Below are 18,324 nucleotides of genomic sequence, written 5' to 3' on the forward strand. Positions count from 1 at the left end.
CGTGCGGCTCGAAAGCCGGTCGCCAGGCCCGGCCTGTCACCACCAGGCCGAGTCCAGCCGGCCCTCGATCGCGCGCAGATTGTGCCGGGAGCAGACGTCGCAGATGTACTGACGGCTGCCGTTCTCCACGGAACAGGTCCAGGTGACCGGCTGGGGGCCGTCGGCGGGGGTGCCGCAGCGGGCGCACACGATGCGCTGGCGCTCCGCGGTGGAGCCGCCCTGATCACATTCTCCGGGAAGACTCGTCACCTGGCGACGATAACCCCGCACGCCGCGGATCGCCGTGCGCAACGCACCGCGGGGGCCGGTCCGTTCGGTCGGACCGGCCCCCGCGGGGAGGCTTCGCCCCCCTGGTCCGGGAGGCCACCGCTGCTCAGGTGTGTTCGTTACTGCATGACGGCCATGGCGAGCGCGCGGCGGGCGCGCAGCGAGGCGCGCTCGGCCCGGCGCTGCATGCGCTGGGCGACCGCCAGGCGCATGGCCCGGCGTTCCCGCTCGGCGTCATGGAGCCGCTCGTGCATATGCGCACGAGCCAGGGCTTCTTGCATGAGTTGCATCTCTCGGTTCCTGTTCTGGCGCGCTTCGGTCGCACCGGTGGTGGTGAAGTCTGTGGTCGCGGAGCCGGCGGGCTCGCTGGTTGACGGCTTCATCGGGGCCTGCTTCTTGGGGTCGTGCGTGAGGGGGCGATCGATCGTTCCTGCGGTGTTCATGCCGTGACCGGGTTCTTCCGCGGGCGGCCACGGGGCCGCTTCCGGGCGACGACGACGCCCTGGACGAACAGCTCGCCACCCCAGACGCCCCAGGGCTCACGCCGCTCCTGGGCGCCGGCGAGGCAGGCCTCCATCAGCGGGCAGGTGCGGCAGAGGGACTTGGCGTACTCCACGTCCGCGGGCGACTCGGCGAAGAAGACCTCCGGGTCGTAGGAGCGGCAGGGGACGGGTACGCCGAGGTTCTCGATGGCGTCGTCGAGCGCGGTGAGCGCGGTGAGGGGGGTCAAGGTGGAGTCCTCCGTGAGGCCGGGCGGGGGGATCGTTTGCGAAGGCGGTACGGACGGGGCGTGCGCTTCGAGTTGCACGATGGGTCTTCCTCGTCTGGTCGTTCCGGCCGGTTGACCGGGTGTCGGCTTGGTACCGGGTTCTGTTCCTGTCCCGAGGCCCCTTCGCTTCGTCGTCCCCGTTCGGGGAAAACAGAAGGGCCGCGGATCCCGGGTGGGGTTCCGCGGCCCTGAAGGCGCCGGCCTGATCGAATCAGGCTGGATCACTCCAGGGTTCTGGCCCACGGAAGGCCCACATCAGGTGGTGCTGCGTCGTCTGCTTGCGGAATCCGGCACCGGCCGCCGCGAAGGCATAGGCATGCGCCCCTGCCTCTACCGCTTCCAGTGCCTTGGTCGGTCGCTCATTGCCTTCGCGGACGGGAAGACCGGCGAGGGCAAGGGAGGACTCCGGACGCACGGCAGGGATGCCGGACAGACCGGTGCCCTGGTTCGAGGCGCCGAGCATGCACAGGGAGACGGTCGAGCGATCGGTCAGTTTGGCCGTGCTGATGGTGCTGGTGTGGATGCTGATCACTGGACTCGCCTCCTCTCGGCGTCTCTGGGACTGGGGTGAACCAGTCCGTTCGGATATGCAAGTACATCACGGAACCGCGGCCTTCGAGAAGGCCGCCGCTTCCGTGCCTAGAACCTATGGGGATTGCCGGGGCATGCGCAAACTATTTTTTCGACGAGTTCGCATCAGTCTCTGGCAGCACCGTCACCAGGCTCCTGACCTGCGCAGATGGCTAGAACATCGGCTCCGTAGCTGCGCAGCTTGCGGCTGAGGACACCAGGGATACGGGCGAGTTCGGCGGAACTCTCCGGGCAGGTCTCGGCGATGGCCACCAGCGTCCGGTCGGTGAAGACGCAGAAGTCGGGCTGACCGCTGCGCTCGGCCTGGACCGCCCGCCAGTCCCGCAGCCGCTCGTAGAGCCCTTCGTCCATGTCCGAGGGGCAGTCCTCACAGCGCATCAGCTTCATCTCGCCCGCGTCGGTGAGCGTGCGGCCGCAGACCCGGCAGCGGGCGGGGGTGCGCTGGGCACGCCGGGGGACGGCGGTGGCGCTCGCGGCGGTCCCCCGCTCGACGCCGCCGCCCGCGCCGGCGCCGGTGCGGCCGACGGTCGGGCTGGTGCCGGGGCGCAGGCCGTCGAGGAAACGGCTCGCTCTGCGGCTCGGGCGTCCACCGGGTGCGCGGGACAGCGACCAGGAGACATGGAGGCGTTCCCGGGCGCGGGTCACACCGACATAGAGGAGACGGCGCTCCTCCTCGACCTGTTCGTCCGTCCGGGCGTAGGTGATGGGCAGCATGCCCTCGGCGATGCCGACCAGGAAGACGACGTCCCACTCCAGGCCCTTGGCGGCGTGCAGGGAGGCGAGGGTGACGCCCTGCACGGTCGGGGCGTGCTGGGCGCTCGCCCGCTCGTCCAGTTCCGTCACGAAGTCGGCGAGGGTGGCACCCGGTCCGGCGGCGGCGAGGTCGTGGGCGAGGTTGACCAGGGCGGCCAGGGATTCCCAGCGCTCTCTAACGGCGCCGGAGCCCGCCGGGGGCTGGCTGGTCCAGCCCTCGCCGGAGAGGACGGCGCGCACCTGGGAGGGCAGGTCCACGGTGTCGTCGAGGAGGGCGTCGTTGCCCCCGAAGCGGGCGGCGCCGCGCAGGGCGAGGCCGGCCTTGCGGACCTCGGGCCGGTCGAAGAAGCGTTCGGCGCCGCGCAGCTGATAGGGGACGCCGACGTCGGCGAGCGCCTGCTCGTAGGTCTCGGACTGGGAGTTCGTGCGGAACAGCACGGCGATCTCGGCGGCCGGGACGCCCGCGTCGATCAGCTCCCGGATGCGGCGGGCGGCGCCCTCGGCCTCGGCGGGCTCGTCGGTGTATTCGGTGTAGACGGGTTCGGGTCCCGAGGGGCGCTGGGAGACGAGTTCCAGCCGGTGGTCCGCGGCGCGGCCCCGGGCCTGGGTGAGCAGGCCGTTGGCGAGATGGACGACCTGGGGGGTGGAGCGGTAGTCGCGGACCAGTTTCACGACGGTGGCGCCGGGGTGCCGGGCGCGGAAGTCGAGGAGATGGTCGGGCGTTGCGCCCGTGAACGAATAGATGGTCTGGCTGGCGTCACCCACGACGCACAGGTTGTCCCGTTCCCCGAGCCACAGGTCCAGCAGCCGCTGCTGCAGGGGGCTGACGTCCTGGTACTCGTCCACGACGAAGTGCTGGTACTGGGCGCGTACCTGTTCGGCGATGTCGTGCCGGTCCTGGAGGACGGCGACGGTCAGCAGCAGCACGTCCTCGAAGTCGATGACCGCGCGGTCGCGCTTGAGGTCCTCGTAGGCCGCGTAGAGGTGCGCGATCTCGGCCGGGTCGCGGGGTGCCTCGCGGCCGGCCTTCGCAGCCGCGTACGGATAGTCGGCGGGGACCGTCTGGGTGACCTTGGCCCATTCGATCTCGCCGGTCACATCCCGCAGCTCGTTGCGGTCGAGCCGGGTGCCCAGGGCTGCGGCCGCGTCGGCGACGAGCTGGATCTTGCGGTCGACGATCCGGGGCAGGGAGCCGCCGATCGCTTTCGGCCAGAAGTACTGGAGCTGGCGCAGGGCGGCCGAGTGGAAGGTGCGGGCCTGGACTCCCTGAGCGCCGAGCTGGCGCAGCCGGCCGCGCATCTCTCCGGCGGCGCGGTTGGTGAAGGTGACGGCCAGCACGCTGGAGGGCTGCAGGATGCCCGCGCGCACCCCGTAGGCGATGCGGTGGGTGATGGCCCGGGTCTTGCCCGTGCCCGCTCCGGCCAGCACGCACACCGGGCCGTGCAGGGAGGTGGCGACCTCGCGCTGCTCGGGGTCGAGCCCGTCGAGCACCGCGTCGGCCCCGCTCGGCGCGGCCGAGTACGCGGAGTCGCCGGAGCCCTGCGGGAAGAGGGTGGAATGCGTTGCTGGTGTCACACCGCCATGCTGCCAGGTCGCCCGGGACGGCTGTGCCGGTTGTCCACAGGGCAGGGGTCGCAGTCGTATTAATGCGGCAGGTGTCACAGCCGTCGTTGCGGCGGGTGTCACATCCGGAAGTGGCCGGAGGTGAGTATCCCCGGCGGGAATGGCCGGGCCGGTCGCTTACGTTCTCTTCCCGGACGACTTTTCCGAGCTGCCTGAGGAGAGCGAGAGACATGCAGGGCACTGTGACGATGTACAGCACGACGTGGTGCGGCTACTGCCGGCGGCTGAAGAGCCAGATGGACCGTGAGGGCATCGCGTACAGCGAGATCAACATCGAGCAGGACCCCGAGTCCGCCGCGTTCGTGGAGAAGGCGAACGGCGGGAACCAGACGGTTCCGACCGTGCTCTTCGCGGACGGCAGCACGCTGACCAACCCGTCGCTGGCTCAGGTGAAGCAGAAGCTCGCCGCGTGACGCTCCGCGGATTCCCGCGGTAGCCGGACAGGGCGGCCCCGATCTCTCGGGGCCGCCCTGCTGTGTCCTGCCCCACATCGGGGGCACCGCACGGCTCAGACGAAGCTGCGCGTCGGCAGGGGCTTGCCGTACCACATCTCGATCAGGCGGGCCGCGATGGAGATGCCGTAGGGCGGCAGCACCTCGCCGGCCTCGAAGGCCGCGTGCAGCTCCTCGCGGGAGAACCAGCGGGCCTCGTGGATCTCGTCGCCGTCCACGTCGATCTCGGTGGACGTGGCGTGGGCCATGAAGCCGAGCATCAGGCTGGAGGGGAAGGGCCACGGCTGGCTGGCGACGTATTCGACCTGGCCGACGGTGACGCCGACCTCCTCGGACACCTCGCGGCGCACCGCCTGCTCGATGGACTCGCCGGGTTCGACGAATCCGGCGAGCGTGGAGAAGCGGCCCTCGGGCCAGTGGACCTGGCGGCCGAGGAGGATGCGGTCCTCCTCGTCGGTGACCGCCATGATCACGGCCGGGTCGGTGCGCGGGTAGTGCTCGGCGCCGCAGGCCGGGCAGCGCCGGATGTGGCCGGCCGCCGCGATGACCGTGCGCTCGCCGCAGCGGGAGCAGAAGCGGTGGGTGCGCTGCCAGTTCTCCAGGCCGACCGCGTGCACCATGAGCCCGACGTCGCGCGGCGACAGCAGCAGGCCGGCCTCCCGCAGCCCGGCGGCGCGCGCGGACTGGTCGATGCGGCCGGGCAGCGAGTCCTTCTGCAGCGCGAAGTAGCTGACGCCGTCCTCGTCGGTGCCGAGGAAGTAGCGGTGGGCCTCGGTGAGCGGGGCCTCGAAGGAGGGGGTCATGACGAGTTCGGTCCGGCCGTCCGGAGTCTCGTCGATCAGCACCTGGCCGCCGGAGACCACGAAACAGCGGGTCGTGGGGTGGCTCCACGCCGCCGCGAGCCAGGCCTCGTCCAGCCGGTGGTGGGCCGCGCGGTCGACGCCGCTCGGGGCGGTCAGGGAGATGGGTCGGTCGGCTGTGTGGTCGGTCCAGGTGGTCACGGGTACTTCCAACTCCCCCAGTACAGCGGTTTTCGGCGGGCGGTTCGACGGGACGTGGGCCGGGAGGGCACGGGCCGGGCGTGGGCGGGGCGTGCGGGGCGGTCTTTCCAGTGTGCCCCGCGCGCGGTGCCCTTCCGCGCGGCACCGGTCGGTCAGGGTGCGGGACGCCAGTTCCGGGCCAGGTCGCCCCAGAGGTAGGCGCTGGTCTCGACGCCCTTGAGGAGGAGGTCGAGCTCGACCTTCTCGTCGGGCGCGTGCCAGCCGTCGGAGGGGACGGAGATGCCGAGGAAGAGCACGGGGGCACCGAGGACTTCCTGCAGGTCGGCGGCGGGTCCCGAGCCGCCCTCGCGGGTGAAGCGGACCGGCCCCTCGAAGGCGCGGCCCATGGCGCGGACCACGGACTGCAGCGCGGGGTGGTCCAGCGGGGTCAGGCACGGGCGCGTGGCCGAGCCGAAGTCGATCTCGTAGCGGATCCCGGCGGGCACCTGCTCGGCGGCCCAGGCGCGGACGGCCTTCTCGATGTGGTCGGGGTCCTGCCCGGCGACCAGCCGGAAGGACAGCTTCACCATCGCGCTGGACGGGATGACCGTCTTGCTGCCCGGGCCCTGGTAGCCGCCGCCGATGCCGTTGACCTCGGCGGTCGGGCGGGCCCAGATGCGCTCCAGGGTGGTGTGCCCGGCCTCGCCATGGGTGGCGTACGACTTGGCGGTGCTCAGCCAGCGCTCTTCGTCGAAGGGCAGCTCGGCGAAGAGCTCGCGCTCGCGGTCGGTCAGCTCGACGATGCCGTCGTAGAAGCCGGGGACCGCCACGCGCGCGTGCTCGTCGTGCAGGGCGGCGACCAGGCGGGCGGCTGCGGTGGCCGGGTTGGGCACGGCACCGCCGAAGGAACCGGAGTGGATGTCCTGGTCGGGGCCGTGCAGCCGGATCTCGCACTCGGCGAGGCCCCGCATGCCGGTGCACACGGTCGGGGTGTCCTCGGCCCACATGCCGGTGTCGGAGACGATCACGGCATCGGCGGCGAGCCGCCCCGCCCGCTCCTCCACCAGGGCCCGGAAGTGCGGGGAGCCGGACTCCTCCTCGCCCTCGATCAGCAGTTTCAGGTTGACGGCCGGCGCGGTGCGGCCGGTGGCGGCGAGGTGGGCGCGGACGCCGAGTGTGTGGAAGAACACCTGGCCCTTGTCGTCGGCCGCCCCGCGCGCGTAGAGCCGGTTCTCGCGGACGACCGGCTCGAAGGGGTCGCAGGACCAGCCGTCCTCACGGGCGGCGGGCTGCACGTCGTGGTGGCCGTAGACGAGGACGGTCGGCGCCTGCGGGTCGCCCGAGGGCCACTCAGCGAAGACGGCGGGGGCTCCTGGGGTCTGCCAGACCTCGGCGGTGGGGAAGCCGGTCTCCTGGAGCTTGGCGGCGAGCCAGTCGGCACTGCGCCGTACGTCGGGCGCGTGGTCGGGCTGGGCCGACACGGAGGGGATGCGCAGCCATGCGACGAGGTCGTCGAGGAAGGCGGCGCGGTGCTGCTCGATGTACGCGCGGACGGCGCTGTCCGGGGTCTGGCTCATGCTCACGAGCCTATCCGCCCGCACCGACAGCGTCGGAGGGCGGTTCGTCACACTCAGGTCGCCTCCGGTGACCGTTCCGTCTCTCCCGTGAGCAGCCGCTCCAGCGCGGCCCGGTCCGGCAGGCCCGCGGGCCGTACGACCTCGCCGCTGCGCACGTACAGGAAGGCGGCCGTGACCGACTCGGGGGGCACGCCCTGCTGCTCGGCCCAGGCCAGCCGGTACACGGCGAGCTGGAGCGGGTCGGCGGTGCGGGTGCGGCCCGTCTTCCAGTCGACGATCTCGTACGTCGTCCCGTCGCCGTCGCCGTGCCGGTAGACGGCGTCGATGCGGCCCCGGACGACACGGCCGGCGAGGGCCAGCTGGACGGGGGCCTCGACCCGGTACGGAGTGCGGTGGGCGTACTCGGTGCGTTCGAAGGCCTCCTTCAGGGCCTCCAGGTCGCGTTCGTCGGCGATCTCCGCGTCGCCGCCGGGCAGCTCGTCCGGTTCCAGCAGGGGCAGTGCCAGCGCCTCGAAGCGGGCTTCCACCCACGCGTGGAACCGGGTGCCCCGGCGCGCGGCCCGGCGCGGGGGCAGCGGCATGGGGCGCGCGAGCTCCTGTGCGAGCCCGTCCGGGTCCTCGGCGAGGCGCAGCAGCTGGGACGCGGTGAGGGTGGCGGGCAGGGGGACGTCCAGGACGCTCTGCCGGGCACGCAGCAGCTCCCCGGTGAGCGCGTCCAGGTCGCGGTCCCAGGAGGCGACGGCACGCGCCTCCTCGGGGGCGAGGAAGGCCGGGACCGGCGGGCCGGCGGGCCGGGGGCGGCTCGGCGGGGCGGGCGCCTGGTGGGGGATCGCGGGCCGCGCGGCGCTCCGGTCGTCCCAGCCGGCGGGGGCGGCCGTGTCGGCGGGTGTCTCGCCGAGGGTGTCCGCGGGGTACGGGGAGTCCTCCTCGTGAGAGAAGTCACCCTGGGAAGGGCGGTGCTCTTCGGAGGGGAAGCCGCCTTCCGCGGTGACGTCGCCCTCCGGGGGGAAGTCCCCGTCCGGTACCTCGGCGTACGGATCCGTGCCGTACGGGTCCTCGGCGTACGGGTCGGTGCCGTACGGGTCCTCGCCGTACGGGTCTGTGCCGTACGGGTCCTCGCCGTACGGGTCCTCCTCCGGGGGCGCGGGCCAGTCCGGGTGCTCGGCGCCGGCCGGGTCGTGCGGCGCCGGGCGGCCCTCGGGGCGGGCGGCGAGGGCGTCCAGGTGGGCGAGGACGGTCTCGGCCGCTGCGCGGCGGCGGGCCAGGGCCGCGGCGTCCAGCGGAAGCGGCCACACCTGGTCGGCGGTGGCCGCGTGCAGGGCCGGGTTCCCCGCGTCCTCGGCGGGCTCGTCCGCCCACGCCTCGATCTCGCCGTACCCGGCGGCGCAGTGCTCGTACAGGGCCTGGAGGAAGTCGGAGGGACCGCGGGGCTTCTTCTGGCTGGGCCCCCACCAGTGGCCGGAACCGAGCAGGAGCGAGCGGGGGCGGGTGAAGGTGACGTAGCCGAGACGGAGTTCCTCGGTGTGCTGGTGGTCCTTCATGGCCTCGTGGAAAGCCTTCATGCCGCGCGCGTCCCAGCCGGCGGCGTCGGGCAGGGTGGCGCTGTCGCCGCGCAGGGCGTGCGGCAGCACCTTGGCCTGCGCGGTCCACTTCTCGCGGCCCTGGGCGCTGGGGAAGGTGCCGGTCACCAGGCCGGGGACGGCCACGACGTCCCACTCGAGGCCCTTGGACTTGTGCGCGGTGAGCACCTTGACGGTGTTCTCGCCGCCGGGCAGGGCGTTGTCGAGCCCCTTCTCGTACTGGGCGGCGGTGCGCAGGAAGCCGAGGAAGGCGAGCAGGGTGGCCTCGCCGTCGCTCGCGGCGAAGGAGGCGGCGACGTCCAGGAAGTTGGACAGGGTCTCGCGGCGGCGGGCGGCCAGCGCGTGCGGGGACGCCGACAGCTCCACCTCGAGGCCAGTGACGGCGAGGACGCGGTGCAGGACGTCCATGAGCGGATCGGACAGCGAGCGGCGCAGGTCGCGCAGCTCGGCGGCGAGCCGGGCGAAGCGCACGCGCGCGTCCGGGGAGAACGGCAGCCGGTCGTCTTCGCCGTAGCCCTCCATGGGCGTTTCGAGAAACGTGTCGAGGGCGTCGGCGAGCGATATCACCTCGGACGGGTCGACCCCCTCCACGGCGGCGGCGAGCCGGCGGTCGGGGTCGTCGGGGTCGCCCCCGCGCGCGTGGGCGACCAGCAGGCGGGCGCGGCGGCCCAGCAGGGCGAGGTCGCGGGGGCCGATGCGCCAGCGCGGTCCGGTCAGCAGGCGCACCAGGGAGGCGTTGGCGCCGGGATCCTGCAGGACCTCGCAGACGGCGACGAGGTCGGCGATCTCGGGCAGGTGCAGCAGCCCGGAGAGGCCGACCACCTCGACGGGGATGTCGCGGGCGACGAGGGCGCCCTGGATCTCGGCGAAGTCGGTCGCGGTCCGGCACAGTACGGCGATCTCGCCGGCGGGCGTGCCGGTGCGCACGAGGTGGGCGAGGGAGTCGGCGATCCAGTCGATCTCCTCGGCGTGGGTGGGCAGCAGGGCGCAGCGGACCGTGCCGTCGTACTCGGCGCCCGGGGCCGGGCGGAGGGCCTCCACGCCCGCGTGCATGGCGCGCAGGGGCGCGGCGAGGCCGTTGGCGAGGTCGAGCAGGCGCCCGCCGCTGCGGCGGTTCTCGCTGAGCGCCTGCCGGGGGGCGGGCCGGCCGTCGGCGAGGGCGAAGTGGCGGGGGAAGTCGTCCAGGTTGGCGACGGAGGCTCCGCGCCAGCCGTAGATGGCCTGGCAGGGGTCGCCGACCGCGGTGACCGGGTGGCCGGTGCCGCCGCCGAACAGTCCCGCCAGCAGGACGCGCTGCGCCACCGAGGTGTCCTGGTACTCGTCCAGGAGCACCACGCGGAACTCCTCGCGCAGCAGGCGGCCCACCTCGGGGATGCGGGCGAGGCGGGCGGACAGGGCGATCTGGTCGCCGAAGTCGAGCAGGTCGCCCCGGCGCTTGGCCGTCCGGTAGCGCTGGACCAGGTCGGTCAGTTCCCGGCGGGCCGCGGCCGTCTCCGGGACCTTGCGCAGGTCGGCGTTGGTGAGCTTGGCGCCTTCCAGGGTGTGCAGCAGGTCGGTGTCCCAGGCGCGCAGCTCCTGCGGGTCGACGAGGTGTTCGGCGAGCTCGGAGTCGAGGGCGAGCAGGTCGCTGACGAGGTCGGCGAAGGAGCGGGTCAGCGCCGGATAGGGGCCGGGGGCCTCGCGCAGCACGCGCGCGGCGAGCTGGTAGCGGGTGGCGTCGGCCAGCAGGCGCGCGGTGGGCTCAAGACCGAGGCGCAGGCCGTGGTCGGTGAGCAGCCGGCCGGCGAAGGCGTGGTACGTCGAGATGACGGGCTCGCCCGGCGGGTTGTCCGGGTCGATGACGTCGGGGTCGGTGACACCGGCCTTGATCAGCGCCTTGCGGACGCGTTCGGCCAGCTCGCCGGCGGCCTTGTTGGTGAAGGTCAGGCCGAGGACCTGCTCGGGGGCGACCTGTCCGGTGCCGACCAGCCAGACCACGCGGGCCGCCATCACGGTGGTCTTGCCCGACCCGGCACCGGCCACGATCACCTGCGGGGCGGGCGGCGCGATGATGCAGGCCGTCTGCTCCGGGGTGAACGGGATGCCGAGAAGCTCCTTGAGCTGCTCGGGGTCGCTGATGCGGGGGGACATGTCGAAAGAGGCTAGCGGCGGGGACTGACAGTCGAGCGCGCCGCTGCCGTCCGGGACCGAAGAAGCGCAGGTCGGCAGGGGTGGTGCCGTACGTCACTCCACTACGTGCCGGCCCTCGGGGCGCGCGCTGCACGAGGCGCGGAACGCGCAGTGCGTGCAGTGCTGGCCGGTGCTCGGCGTGAACCGCTCGTCGAGCACCTTGCCGGCGGCAGTGGCGAGCAGTTCGCCGACCCACTCCCCCGCCAGCGGCTCCTGGGGCTGCACCTTGGGCAGGCTGTCGCCCCCGTCCCGTTTGGCGGCGCCCTGTCTGAGGTGGACCAGTTCGGCGCCGCCGGGTTCGGGGCGCACGTCGGCGAAGGCCGTGTCCACGGCGCCTTCGCGGACGGCGAGCTGGTAGACGGCGAGCTGCGGGTGCCGCTCCACCTCGCGCGCGGTGGGCGCCTGCTTGCCGGTCTTGAAGTCGACGACGTAGGCGCGGCCCTCGGCGTCCGTCTCCACGCGGTCCATCTGGCCGCGGATGCGGATCCGGTGGTCGCCGGCCTCCAGGGTGACGTCGAAGTCCTGCTCGCTGGCCACCGGGGTGCGGCCGGCCCGGTTCAGCACATGCCAGTTCAAGAAGCGTTCGAGCGCCGCGCGCGCGTTGTCCTTCTCCTGCTGCGACTTCCAGGGCGCGTCGAAGGCGAGCGCGTTCCACACGGAATCCAGGCGCTCCATGAGGGCGTCGAGGTCGGCGGGGGTGCGGCCGGAGGCGACCTCGTCGGCGAGGACATGGACGACGTTGCCGAAGCCCTGCGCGGTGGTGGCGGGGGCGTCGGCCTTCACCTCGCGGCCCAGGAACCACTGCAGCGCGCAGGTGTTGGCGAGCTGGTCGAGGGCGCTGCCGGAGAGCACCACGGGCTCGTCGCGGTGGCGCAGCGGCACCTGGCTCTCGGTCGGCTCGAACATGCCCCACCAGCGGTAGGGGTGCGCCGACGGCACCAGCGGGCGGCCGTCCTCGTCGGCGAGGGCGGCGAGCCGCGCGAGCCGGCGTGCGGCGGCCTCCCGCAGCGCGTCGGACACACGCGGGTCGACCGTGGTCGCGCGCAGCTCGGCGACGAGCGCGGCGACGGACAGCGGGCGGCGGGGGCGTACGGTGACGTCCTTCGGCTCGACGCCCAGCTCGGTCAGGAACCGGGAGGGCTGGTCGCCGTCGTCGGCCGGTGCCTTCACGGCGGTGACGACGAGGCGGTCACGCGCGCGCGTGGCGGCGACGTAGAACAGGCGGCGCTCCTCGGCGAGCAGCGCGCCCGGGGTCAGCGGCTCGGCGAGTCCGTCGCGGCCGATGCGGTCGGCCTCCAGCAGCGAGCCGCGGCGGCGCAGGTCGGGCCAGAGCCCCTCCTGGACCCCGGCGACGACGACCAGCGGCCACTCCAGGCCCTTGGCGCGGTGCGCGGTCATCACGCGGACGGCGTCGGGGCGCAGCGCGCGACGGGTGAGCGTGTCGGCGGCGATGTCCTCGGCCTCGATCTCCTCCAGGAAGTTCAGGGCGCCCCGGCCTCCGGTGCGCTCCTCGGCGCGCGCGGCGGTGGCGAACAGCGCGCATACGGCGTCCAGGTCCCGGTCGGCGTTGCGGCCGGCCGCGCCGCCGCGCCGCGCGGACCGCTCCAGGCGCGCGGGCCACGGCGTGCCCTCCCACAGGTCCCACAGCGCCTCCTCGGCCGTACCGCCGCCCGCGAGGCGCTCACGGGCCTTGCGCAACAGCGCGCCGAGGCGCTGCGCCCCGCGCGCGTAGGCCGGGTCGTGCACCGCCAGGCGTTCGGGCTCGGCGAGCGCCCGTGCGAGCAGCTCGTCGGACGGCGGCGGCAGCGGGTTCCCGGCGACCCGCTCCTCCTCGCGCAGCGCACGTCCGAGACGGCGCAGGTCGGCGCTGTCCATGCCGGCGAGCGGGGAGGCGAGCAGGGTGAGGGCGGTCTCGGTACCGAGCCAGGAAGTGCCCGGGGCCGGTTGCGGGGCGTCGGCCGACCGCGTGCCGGTGTTCTCGGCCTGGCCCACGGCGGGCGTGCCCGGCTCACCGGCCGCCGCGGGACGCGCCTGCGCGCCGTCGCCGGCCGCTGCCCCGGCGTCCACAGCCGATGCCACGACGCCGCCGGCCGGCGCCCCGGCGTCGCCGGTCGGTGCCCCGGCGCCGTCGGTCGGTGCCCCGGCGCCGTCGCCCTCGGACGCGGCCTCGGCCTCGGACGCGGCCGGTTCTTCCGTGATCGGTGCCGCCTCGTCCGTGACCGGCCCGTCCTGGGCGGTCCGTGCCGCCGACCGCTCCTCGCGGGCCCCGGCCTCCGCCGTGGCCACCGCGCGGAGGGCCGTCAGCAGGGGTGCCACCGCCGGCTCGTGCCGCAGCGGCAGGTCGTCACCGTCGATGTCCAGGGGGACGCCGGCGGCGGTCAGGGCCCGGCGGAGGGTGGGCAGGCTGCGGGCGCCGGCGCGCACCAGGACGGCCATGTCGCGCCAGGGGACGCCGTCCTCCAGGTGCGCGCGGCGCAGGATGTCCGCGATGTTGTCCAGTTCCGCGCCGGCCGTCGGGTACGTGTGCGCCTCGACCCGGCCGCCGTCCCGTACGGGACTCGGCTCGCGGTGGGCGCGGACCTTGTCGGCGGGCAGCCGGGGCAGCGGCATGCGCTGGGTGATCACGCGGGTCGCGGCCAGCAGGGCGGCACCGGAGCGGCGGGAGGTGCGCAGCACCTCGACCGGGGCGGGGCGGCCGTCCGCGCGCGGGAAGGCCGCCGGGAAGTCGAGGATGCCGTTCACGTCGGCGCCCCGGAAGGCGTAGATCGACTGGTCGGGGTCACCGAAGGCGACCAGGGTGCGGCCCTGGCCCGCCAGGGCGTCCAGGAGCCTGACCTGGGCGGGGTCGGTGTCCTGGTACTCGTCGACGTACACGGCGTCGTACTGGGCGGCGAGCCGTGCGGCGGTCTCCGGCCGGCGGGCGAGCAGGACCGCGCGGTGGACCAGCTCCGCGTAGTCGATCACGCCCTGGAGGTCGAGCGTGTCGAGGTACTCGGCGAGGAAAGCGGCCGCCGCCCGCCAGTCGGGGCGGCCGATACGGCGCGCGAAGGCGTCCAGGGCGTCCGGGCCGAGGCCCAGCTCGCGGCTGCGGGCGAGGACGGCGCGGACCTCGTCGGCGAAGCCGCGCGTGGTCAGGCAGGCGCGCAGTTCGTCCGGCCAGCGCACATGGGTCAGCCCCAGCCGCTCCAGCTCGGGCTGGCCGGCGAGCAGCTCGCGGACGGTGACGTCCTGCTCGGGGCCGGAGAGCAGGCGCAGCGGCTCGGTGAACCGGCCGGCGTCCTGGTGGGCGCGGACCAGGGCGTAACAGTACGAGTGGAACGTGGTCGCCCTGGGCGCGCGGGCCGCGCCGATGCGCCGGGCCATACGGTCGCGCAGGTCGACGGCGGCCTTGCGGCTGAACGTCAGCACCAGGATCCGCGCGGGGTCACCGCCCCGGGCGATCCGCGCTGCCACGGACTCGACCAGGGTGGTCGTCTTGCCGGTGCCGGGGCCGGCGAGGACGAGCAGCGGTCCGGCCTTGTGGTCAACCACGGCGCGCTGCGCGGCGTCCAGACGAGGGGGATGCCCGATCGCCGGTGGGGTACGGACCAGTCGGTAAGCGCCACGACTCCCCTGCCGCACCGGAAGGTGCGGCAGGCGCCTGGTGGAGGAGGAGGAGCTCACGTGATCGGCCGGTCCTGGTGGTTGCGCTGGTGGACAGGCGGTCACGCGCGCGAGGCGGTGACCGCGGGATGAGGGGGACACGTGCACTCGACGCTACGCCGCCGCTCCGGCCGGAAGCAGGGCTTCCGGTTCTTCCCTCGCGGCGCGCACGTCACGCGCGACCCACACCTCACGAACGTACGGCATGCCACGGACGTCCCCCGTGTCCCCCGAACGGATCACAGGCCCGTCCTGGCGGCATCCCATGGCGGAAGCTGTCAGATGTGACCCTCCGCGTCCGCACCGCCGTCCCACCGGGCCCGTCGCATGTCGAGCCGCGGCAGATGCCCCTCGGTGCTCCTGCCCGCCTGCTTCAGCGGGGTGCCCTCCTCGCGGTAGTGGGCGAGCGCCCGCAGCTCGTGTCCGGGCAGCAGCGCGCCGTCGGCGCGTACGACCCGCCACCACGGGACGGCGCCTCCGTAGAGGGCCATCACCCGGCCGACCTGGCGCGGGCCTCCCTGCTCCAGCCACTCGGCGACATCGCCGTAGGTCATGACCCGGCCCGGCGGAATGCGCTCGGCGACGTCCAGGACCCGCTCGGCGTACTCCGGCAGTTCGTCCGCGTACCCCTCACGGGCGTTTTCGGGAGGGCTCTGCTCGCTCATCCACCCCATCCTGCCGCACCCCGCGGACGTCCCGGCGGGAACCGTCAGCAACGGTCCTCTCGCCCCCGGCCGGTCCTTCCGGCAGACTGTGCGCCCGCGCATCCGCACCCTGATGACCGTGAGTGCCGGTGGGGCATGCCACCATCGTGCGGGCGGTGACTGGTGATACGAGACCACGAAGAGACCACGAAGGAGCAGGGCGTGCACCCCGAAGGAACGGCGGGCACCCCTGACGCCTCCGCGCGCCCGGACACCGCCCGCGCCGCCGAGAGCGGCACCGGCGCGCAGCAGGAAGACCCCGGTCCGGCCAAGCAGGAGAGCGGCGGCCCGGAGAAGCGGGAAGGCGGCGGCCCGGAGAAGCGGGACGACGCCGGTCCGCGCGAGGACGACGGCACGCGCGCGCGGGAAGCGCGCGCGGGCGGCTCCGAGGCCGGCGGCCCCGAGGCCGACCAGAACGACGGCACGCACGCGCGTGGCGACGACGCGGACGCCGCCGAGAGGGCACCCGGATCGGAAGCGGACGCCGCCGAGAAGGCACCCGGCCCGGAGACGGCGCCCGGCTCCGACAAGGCGCCCCCGGATCGGCATCAGTGCGCCGCCGACGACCCCCACGCCGAGCAGGTGGAGGGCGACGAACCGCTGCTCCCCGCGCGCGTGCACCGCCCCTCCGACCTCATGCGGCTCATGGTGGGCGTGCTCGCGATCGTGGTGCTGCTCGCGATCGCCGCGTTCGCGCACGGCACCACCTCGGGCCTCGAACAGGACATCAACAAGGGCACCGGCCAGGCTCCCGACCTGCTGATCAAGATCGCGGGGCTGGCGTCCAGCATCGCGATCCTGCTGGTGCCGGTCGCCTTCGCGATCGAACGGCTGATCAAGCGCGACGGGCTGCGCATCGCCGACGGCGTCCTCGCCGCCGTCCTGGCCCACGGAGTGACCCTCGCCACCGACCTGTGGGTCGCCCAGGCCGCCCCGGACTCGATCCAGGAGGCGCTCACCCAGCCCTCGCCGGGCGACATCCACGCCCTGACCGACCCGGTGCACGGCTATCTGGCGCCCGTGATCGCCTATATGACGGCCGTCGGCATGTCCCGCAGACCGAGATGGCGCGCGGTGCTGTGGATCGTGCTGCTGCTCGACGCGTTCTCCATGCTGGTCACCGGCTACACGACCCCCTTCTCGATCATCCTGACGGTCCTGATCGGCTGGACCATCGCCTACGGCACCCTGTACGCGGTCGGCTCCCCCAACGTCCGCCCGACCGGCCAGACCCTGATGGCGGGCCTCAGGTACGTCGGCTTCCACCCCGTCAGCGCGGCCCGCGAGGAGGCCGGGGAGTCGGAGAACGGCGACCGGGGCCGGCGCTACTTCGTCACCCTGGAGGACGGCCCGCCGCTGGACGTCACGGTCGTGGACCGGGAACAGCAGGCACAGGGTTTCTTCTACCGCGCGTGGCGCAATCTGACCCTGCGCGGCTTCGCCACTCGCTCCAGCCTCCAGTCGCTGCGCCAGGCCCTGGAGCAGGAGGCGCTGCTGGCCTACGCGGCGATCGCGGCCGGCGCCAACGCGCCCAAGCTGATCGCCACCTCCGAACTCGGCCCCGACGCGGTCATGCTCGTCTACGAGCACACCGGCGGGCGCACGCTGGACTCGCTGGCCGACGAGGAGATCACCGACGAGCTGCTGCGCAGCACCTGGCACCAGGTGCAGGCACTGCAGTCGCGGCGCATCGCGCACCGCAGGCTGGCCGGCGACGCGATCCTGGTGGATCGTTCCGGCAGGGTGATCCTCACCGAGCTGCGCGGCGGCGAGATCGCGGCCGGTGAGCTGCTGCTGCGTATGGACGTCGCCCAGCTGGTCACCACGCTCGGCCTGCGGGTCGGCGCCGAGCGGGCCGTCGCCTCGGCGGTCGGGGTGCTCGGGCCGGACGCGGTCGCCGACTGTCTGCCGATGCTCCAGCCGATCGCGCTGACGCGCTCCACGCGCTCGACGCTGCGCCGGCTGGCCCGGGAGCGGGCCGAGCGGGAACGCGAGGCGGTGCTCGAAGCGTCCCGGCAGGCCAAGCTGGCCCGTCTGGAGGAGGCGTCCGAGACGGCCGAGACCGTTCTCGAGAAGCCGGACAAGAAGACCGTCCGCGCCGAGCAGCGCGCCCAGAAGCGGGCGATGGACGAGGCGCTGGACGAGGCCCGCGAGGAGGATCTGCTCACCCAGATCCGGCACGAGGTGCTGCGGATCAGGCCCCAGGCGCCGGTGGAGCCGGCCCGTCTCGAGCGGATCAGGCCGCGGACGCTGATCAGCTTCATCGCCGGTGCGATCGGCGCGTACTACCTGCTGACGCAGCTCACGCACATCGAGTTCGGCAAGCTGTTCGCGCAGGCCCAGTGGGGCTGGGTGGCCGCGGCGGTGCTGTTCTCCGCGCTCAGCTACGTCGCCGCGGCCATGGCCCTGCTGGGGTTCGTGCCGGAACGGGTGCCGTTCCCGCGGACCGTGGCGGCCCAGGTCGCCGGGTCCTTCGTGAAGATCGTGGCACCGGCCGCGGTCGGCGGTGTGGCGCTCAACACCCGCTTCCTGCAGCGGGCCGGCGTGCGCCCGGGGCTCGCGGTGGCGAGCGTCGGCGCCTCGCAGCTGTTCGGGCTCGGCTGCCACATCCTGATGCTGCTGTCCTTCGGCTATCTGACCGGAACCGAGAAGACACCGTCGCTGTCGCCGTCCCGCACGGTCATCGCGGGCCTGCTGACCGTGGCCGTGCTGGTCCTCGTGGTCACTTCGGTGCCGTTCCTGCGGAAATTCGTCGTCACGCGCGTGAGGTCGCTGTTCGCCGGTGTCGTCCCGCGCATGCTCGACGTGCTCCAGCGGCCCCAGAAGCTCGTCACCGGCATCGGCGGCATGCTCCTGCTGACCGCCTGCTTCGTGATGTGCCTGGACGCCTCGATCCGGGCCTTCGGCGACGGCTCGGTGTCGCTCAGCATCGCCAGCGTCGCCGTCGTCTTCCTCGCCGGCAACGCGCTCGGCTCCGCGGCGCCCACCCCCGGCGGCGTCGGCGCGGTCGAGGCGACCCTGACCGTCGGTCTGATCGCGGTGGGCCTGCCCAAGGAGGTCGCCGCCCCGGCCGTCCTGCTGTTCCGGCTGCTGACCCTCTGGCTGCCGGTGCTGCCCGGCTGGCTGGCCTTCAACCACCTCAGCCGCAAGGGAGCCCTGTAGCCGCCGGCGCCGGCCGCGTACCTCGTACGGCCCGCGCCCCGCGCGCCCCAGCGTG

12 protein-coding genes are annotated in these 18,324 nt (G+C 73.7%); 2 read left to right on the forward strand and 10 right to left on the reverse strand.

All coding sequences use genetic code 11. The features are described from left to right. Window positions 1-36: 36 nt before the first annotated feature. The 5 genes from ACF073_RS01140 to ACF073_RS01160 all read right to left on the reverse strand — a co-directional run bounded on the left by ACF073_RS01140 (window position 37) and on the right by ACF073_RS01160 (window position 4,009). Window positions 37-249 carry a hypothetical protein gene (locus ACF073_RS01140; protein WP_392065677.1) on the reverse strand — a complete coding sequence of 71 codons (213 nt, stop codon included), beginning with the start codon at window positions 247-249 and terminating at the stop codon, window positions 37-39. Between the two features lie 137 nt (window positions 250-386). Then, on the reverse strand, window positions 387-710 hold the full coding sequence (locus tag ACF073_RS01145) for a hypothetical protein (protein WP_392065679.1): 324 nt from the start codon (window positions 708-710) through the stop codon (window positions 387-389). Further along, window positions 707-1,075: a WhiB family transcriptional regulator gene (locus ACF073_RS01150; protein WP_392065681.1), complete on the reverse strand. Its 369-nt coding sequence runs from the start codon at window positions 1,073-1,075 to the stop codon at window positions 707-709. The genes ACF073_RS01145 and ACF073_RS01150 overlap by 4 nt, the downstream gene beginning before the upstream one ends. Before the next feature lie 172 nt (window positions 1,076-1,247). Next, window positions 1,248-1,568: a hypothetical protein gene (locus ACF073_RS01155; RefSeq protein ID WP_392065683.1), complete on the reverse strand. Its 321-nt coding sequence runs from the start codon at window positions 1,566-1,568 to the stop codon at window positions 1,248-1,250. A 164-nt stretch (window positions 1,569-1,732) separates the two neighbouring features. Beyond that, a complete protein-coding gene (locus ACF073_RS01160; RefSeq protein WP_392066833.1) occupies window positions 1,733-4,009 on the reverse strand; it encodes an ATP-dependent DNA helicase UvrD2 in 2,277 nt (758 codons plus the stop codon). A 164-nt stretch (window positions 4,010-4,173) separates the two neighbouring features. Between ACF073_RS01160 and ACF073_RS01165 the strand changes: the two genes are divergently transcribed. Continuing rightward, window positions 4,174-4,416 (forward strand): mycoredoxin, encoded by a 243-nt coding sequence (locus ACF073_RS01165; RefSeq protein ID WP_356819894.1) that lies wholly within the window; start codon window positions 4,174-4,176, stop codon window positions 4,414-4,416. A 95-nt stretch (window positions 4,417-4,511) separates the two neighbouring features. Here ACF073_RS01165 and nudC read toward each other — a convergent pair whose 3' ends face one another. The 5 genes from nudC to ACF073_RS01190 form a co-directional block, all read right to left on the reverse strand. After that, window positions 4,512-5,456 carry an NAD(+) diphosphatase gene (nudC, locus tag ACF073_RS01170; protein ID WP_392065685.1) on the reverse strand — a complete coding sequence of 315 codons (945 nt, stop codon included), beginning with the start codon at window positions 5,454-5,456 and terminating at the stop codon, window positions 4,512-4,514. Window positions 5,457-5,608: 152 nt separating this feature from the next. Beyond that, window positions 5,609-7,012, reverse strand: coding sequence for a dipeptidase (locus ACF073_RS01175; RefSeq protein ID WP_392065687.1), 1,404 nt, complete (start codon window positions 7,010-7,012; stop codon window positions 5,609-5,611). 53 nt (window positions 7,013-7,065) lie between these two features. Beyond that, complete coding sequence (locus ACF073_RS01180; protein WP_392065689.1) at window positions 7,066-10,722, reverse strand: UvrD-helicase domain-containing protein; 3,657 nt, start codon at window positions 10,720-10,722, stop codon at window positions 7,066-7,068. Window positions 10,723-10,815: 93 nt separating this feature from the next. Next, window positions 10,816-14,424: an ATP-dependent helicase gene (locus tag ACF073_RS01185; RefSeq protein WP_392065691.1), complete on the reverse strand. Its 3,609-nt coding sequence runs from the start codon at window positions 14,422-14,424 to the stop codon at window positions 10,816-10,818. A gap of 257 nt (window positions 14,425-14,681) precedes the next feature. Continuing rightward, entirely contained in the window at window positions 14,682-15,068 is a 387-nt protein-coding gene (locus ACF073_RS01190; protein ID WP_392065692.1) for an MGMT family protein, read from the reverse strand. A gap of 162 nt (window positions 15,069-15,230) precedes the next feature. Here ACF073_RS01190 and ACF073_RS01195 point away from each other — a divergent pair, with 162 nt between their 5' ends. After that, window positions 15,231-18,269, forward strand: a complete 3,039-nt coding sequence (locus tag ACF073_RS01195; protein ID WP_392065694.1) for a lysylphosphatidylglycerol synthase domain-containing protein — start codon at window positions 15,231-15,233, stop codon at window positions 18,267-18,269. Window positions 18,270-18,324: the final 55 nt, after the last annotated feature.

Source organism: Streptomyces sp. NPDC015171 (genome assembly GCF_043079545.1).
Taxonomy (GTDB): Bacteria; Actinomycetota; Actinomycetes; order Streptomycetales; family Streptomycetaceae; genus Streptomyces.

Bases quoted from the DNA above. Each gene is read 5' to 3' on its own strand.
- ACF073_RS01145 (WP_392065679.1), bottom strand. From the start codon at position 710: ATGAACACCGCAGGAACGATCGATCGCCCCCTCACGCACGACCCCAAG.
- ACF073_RS01165 (WP_356819894.1), top strand. From the start codon at position 4,174: ATGCAGGGCACTGTGACGATGTACAGCACGACGTGGTGCGGCTACTGC.
- ACF073_RS01175 (WP_392065687.1), bottom strand. From the start codon at position 7,012: ATGAGCCAGACCCCGGACAGCGCCGTCCGCGCGTACATCGAGCAGCAC.
- ACF073_RS01180 (WP_392065689.1), bottom strand. From the start codon at position 10,722: ATGTCCCCCCGCATCAGCGACCCCGAGCAGCTCAAGGAGCTTCTCGGC.
- ACF073_RS01190 (WP_392065692.1), bottom strand. From the start codon at position 15,068: ATGAGCGAGCAGAGCCCTCCCGAAAACGCCCGTGAGGGGTACGCGGAC.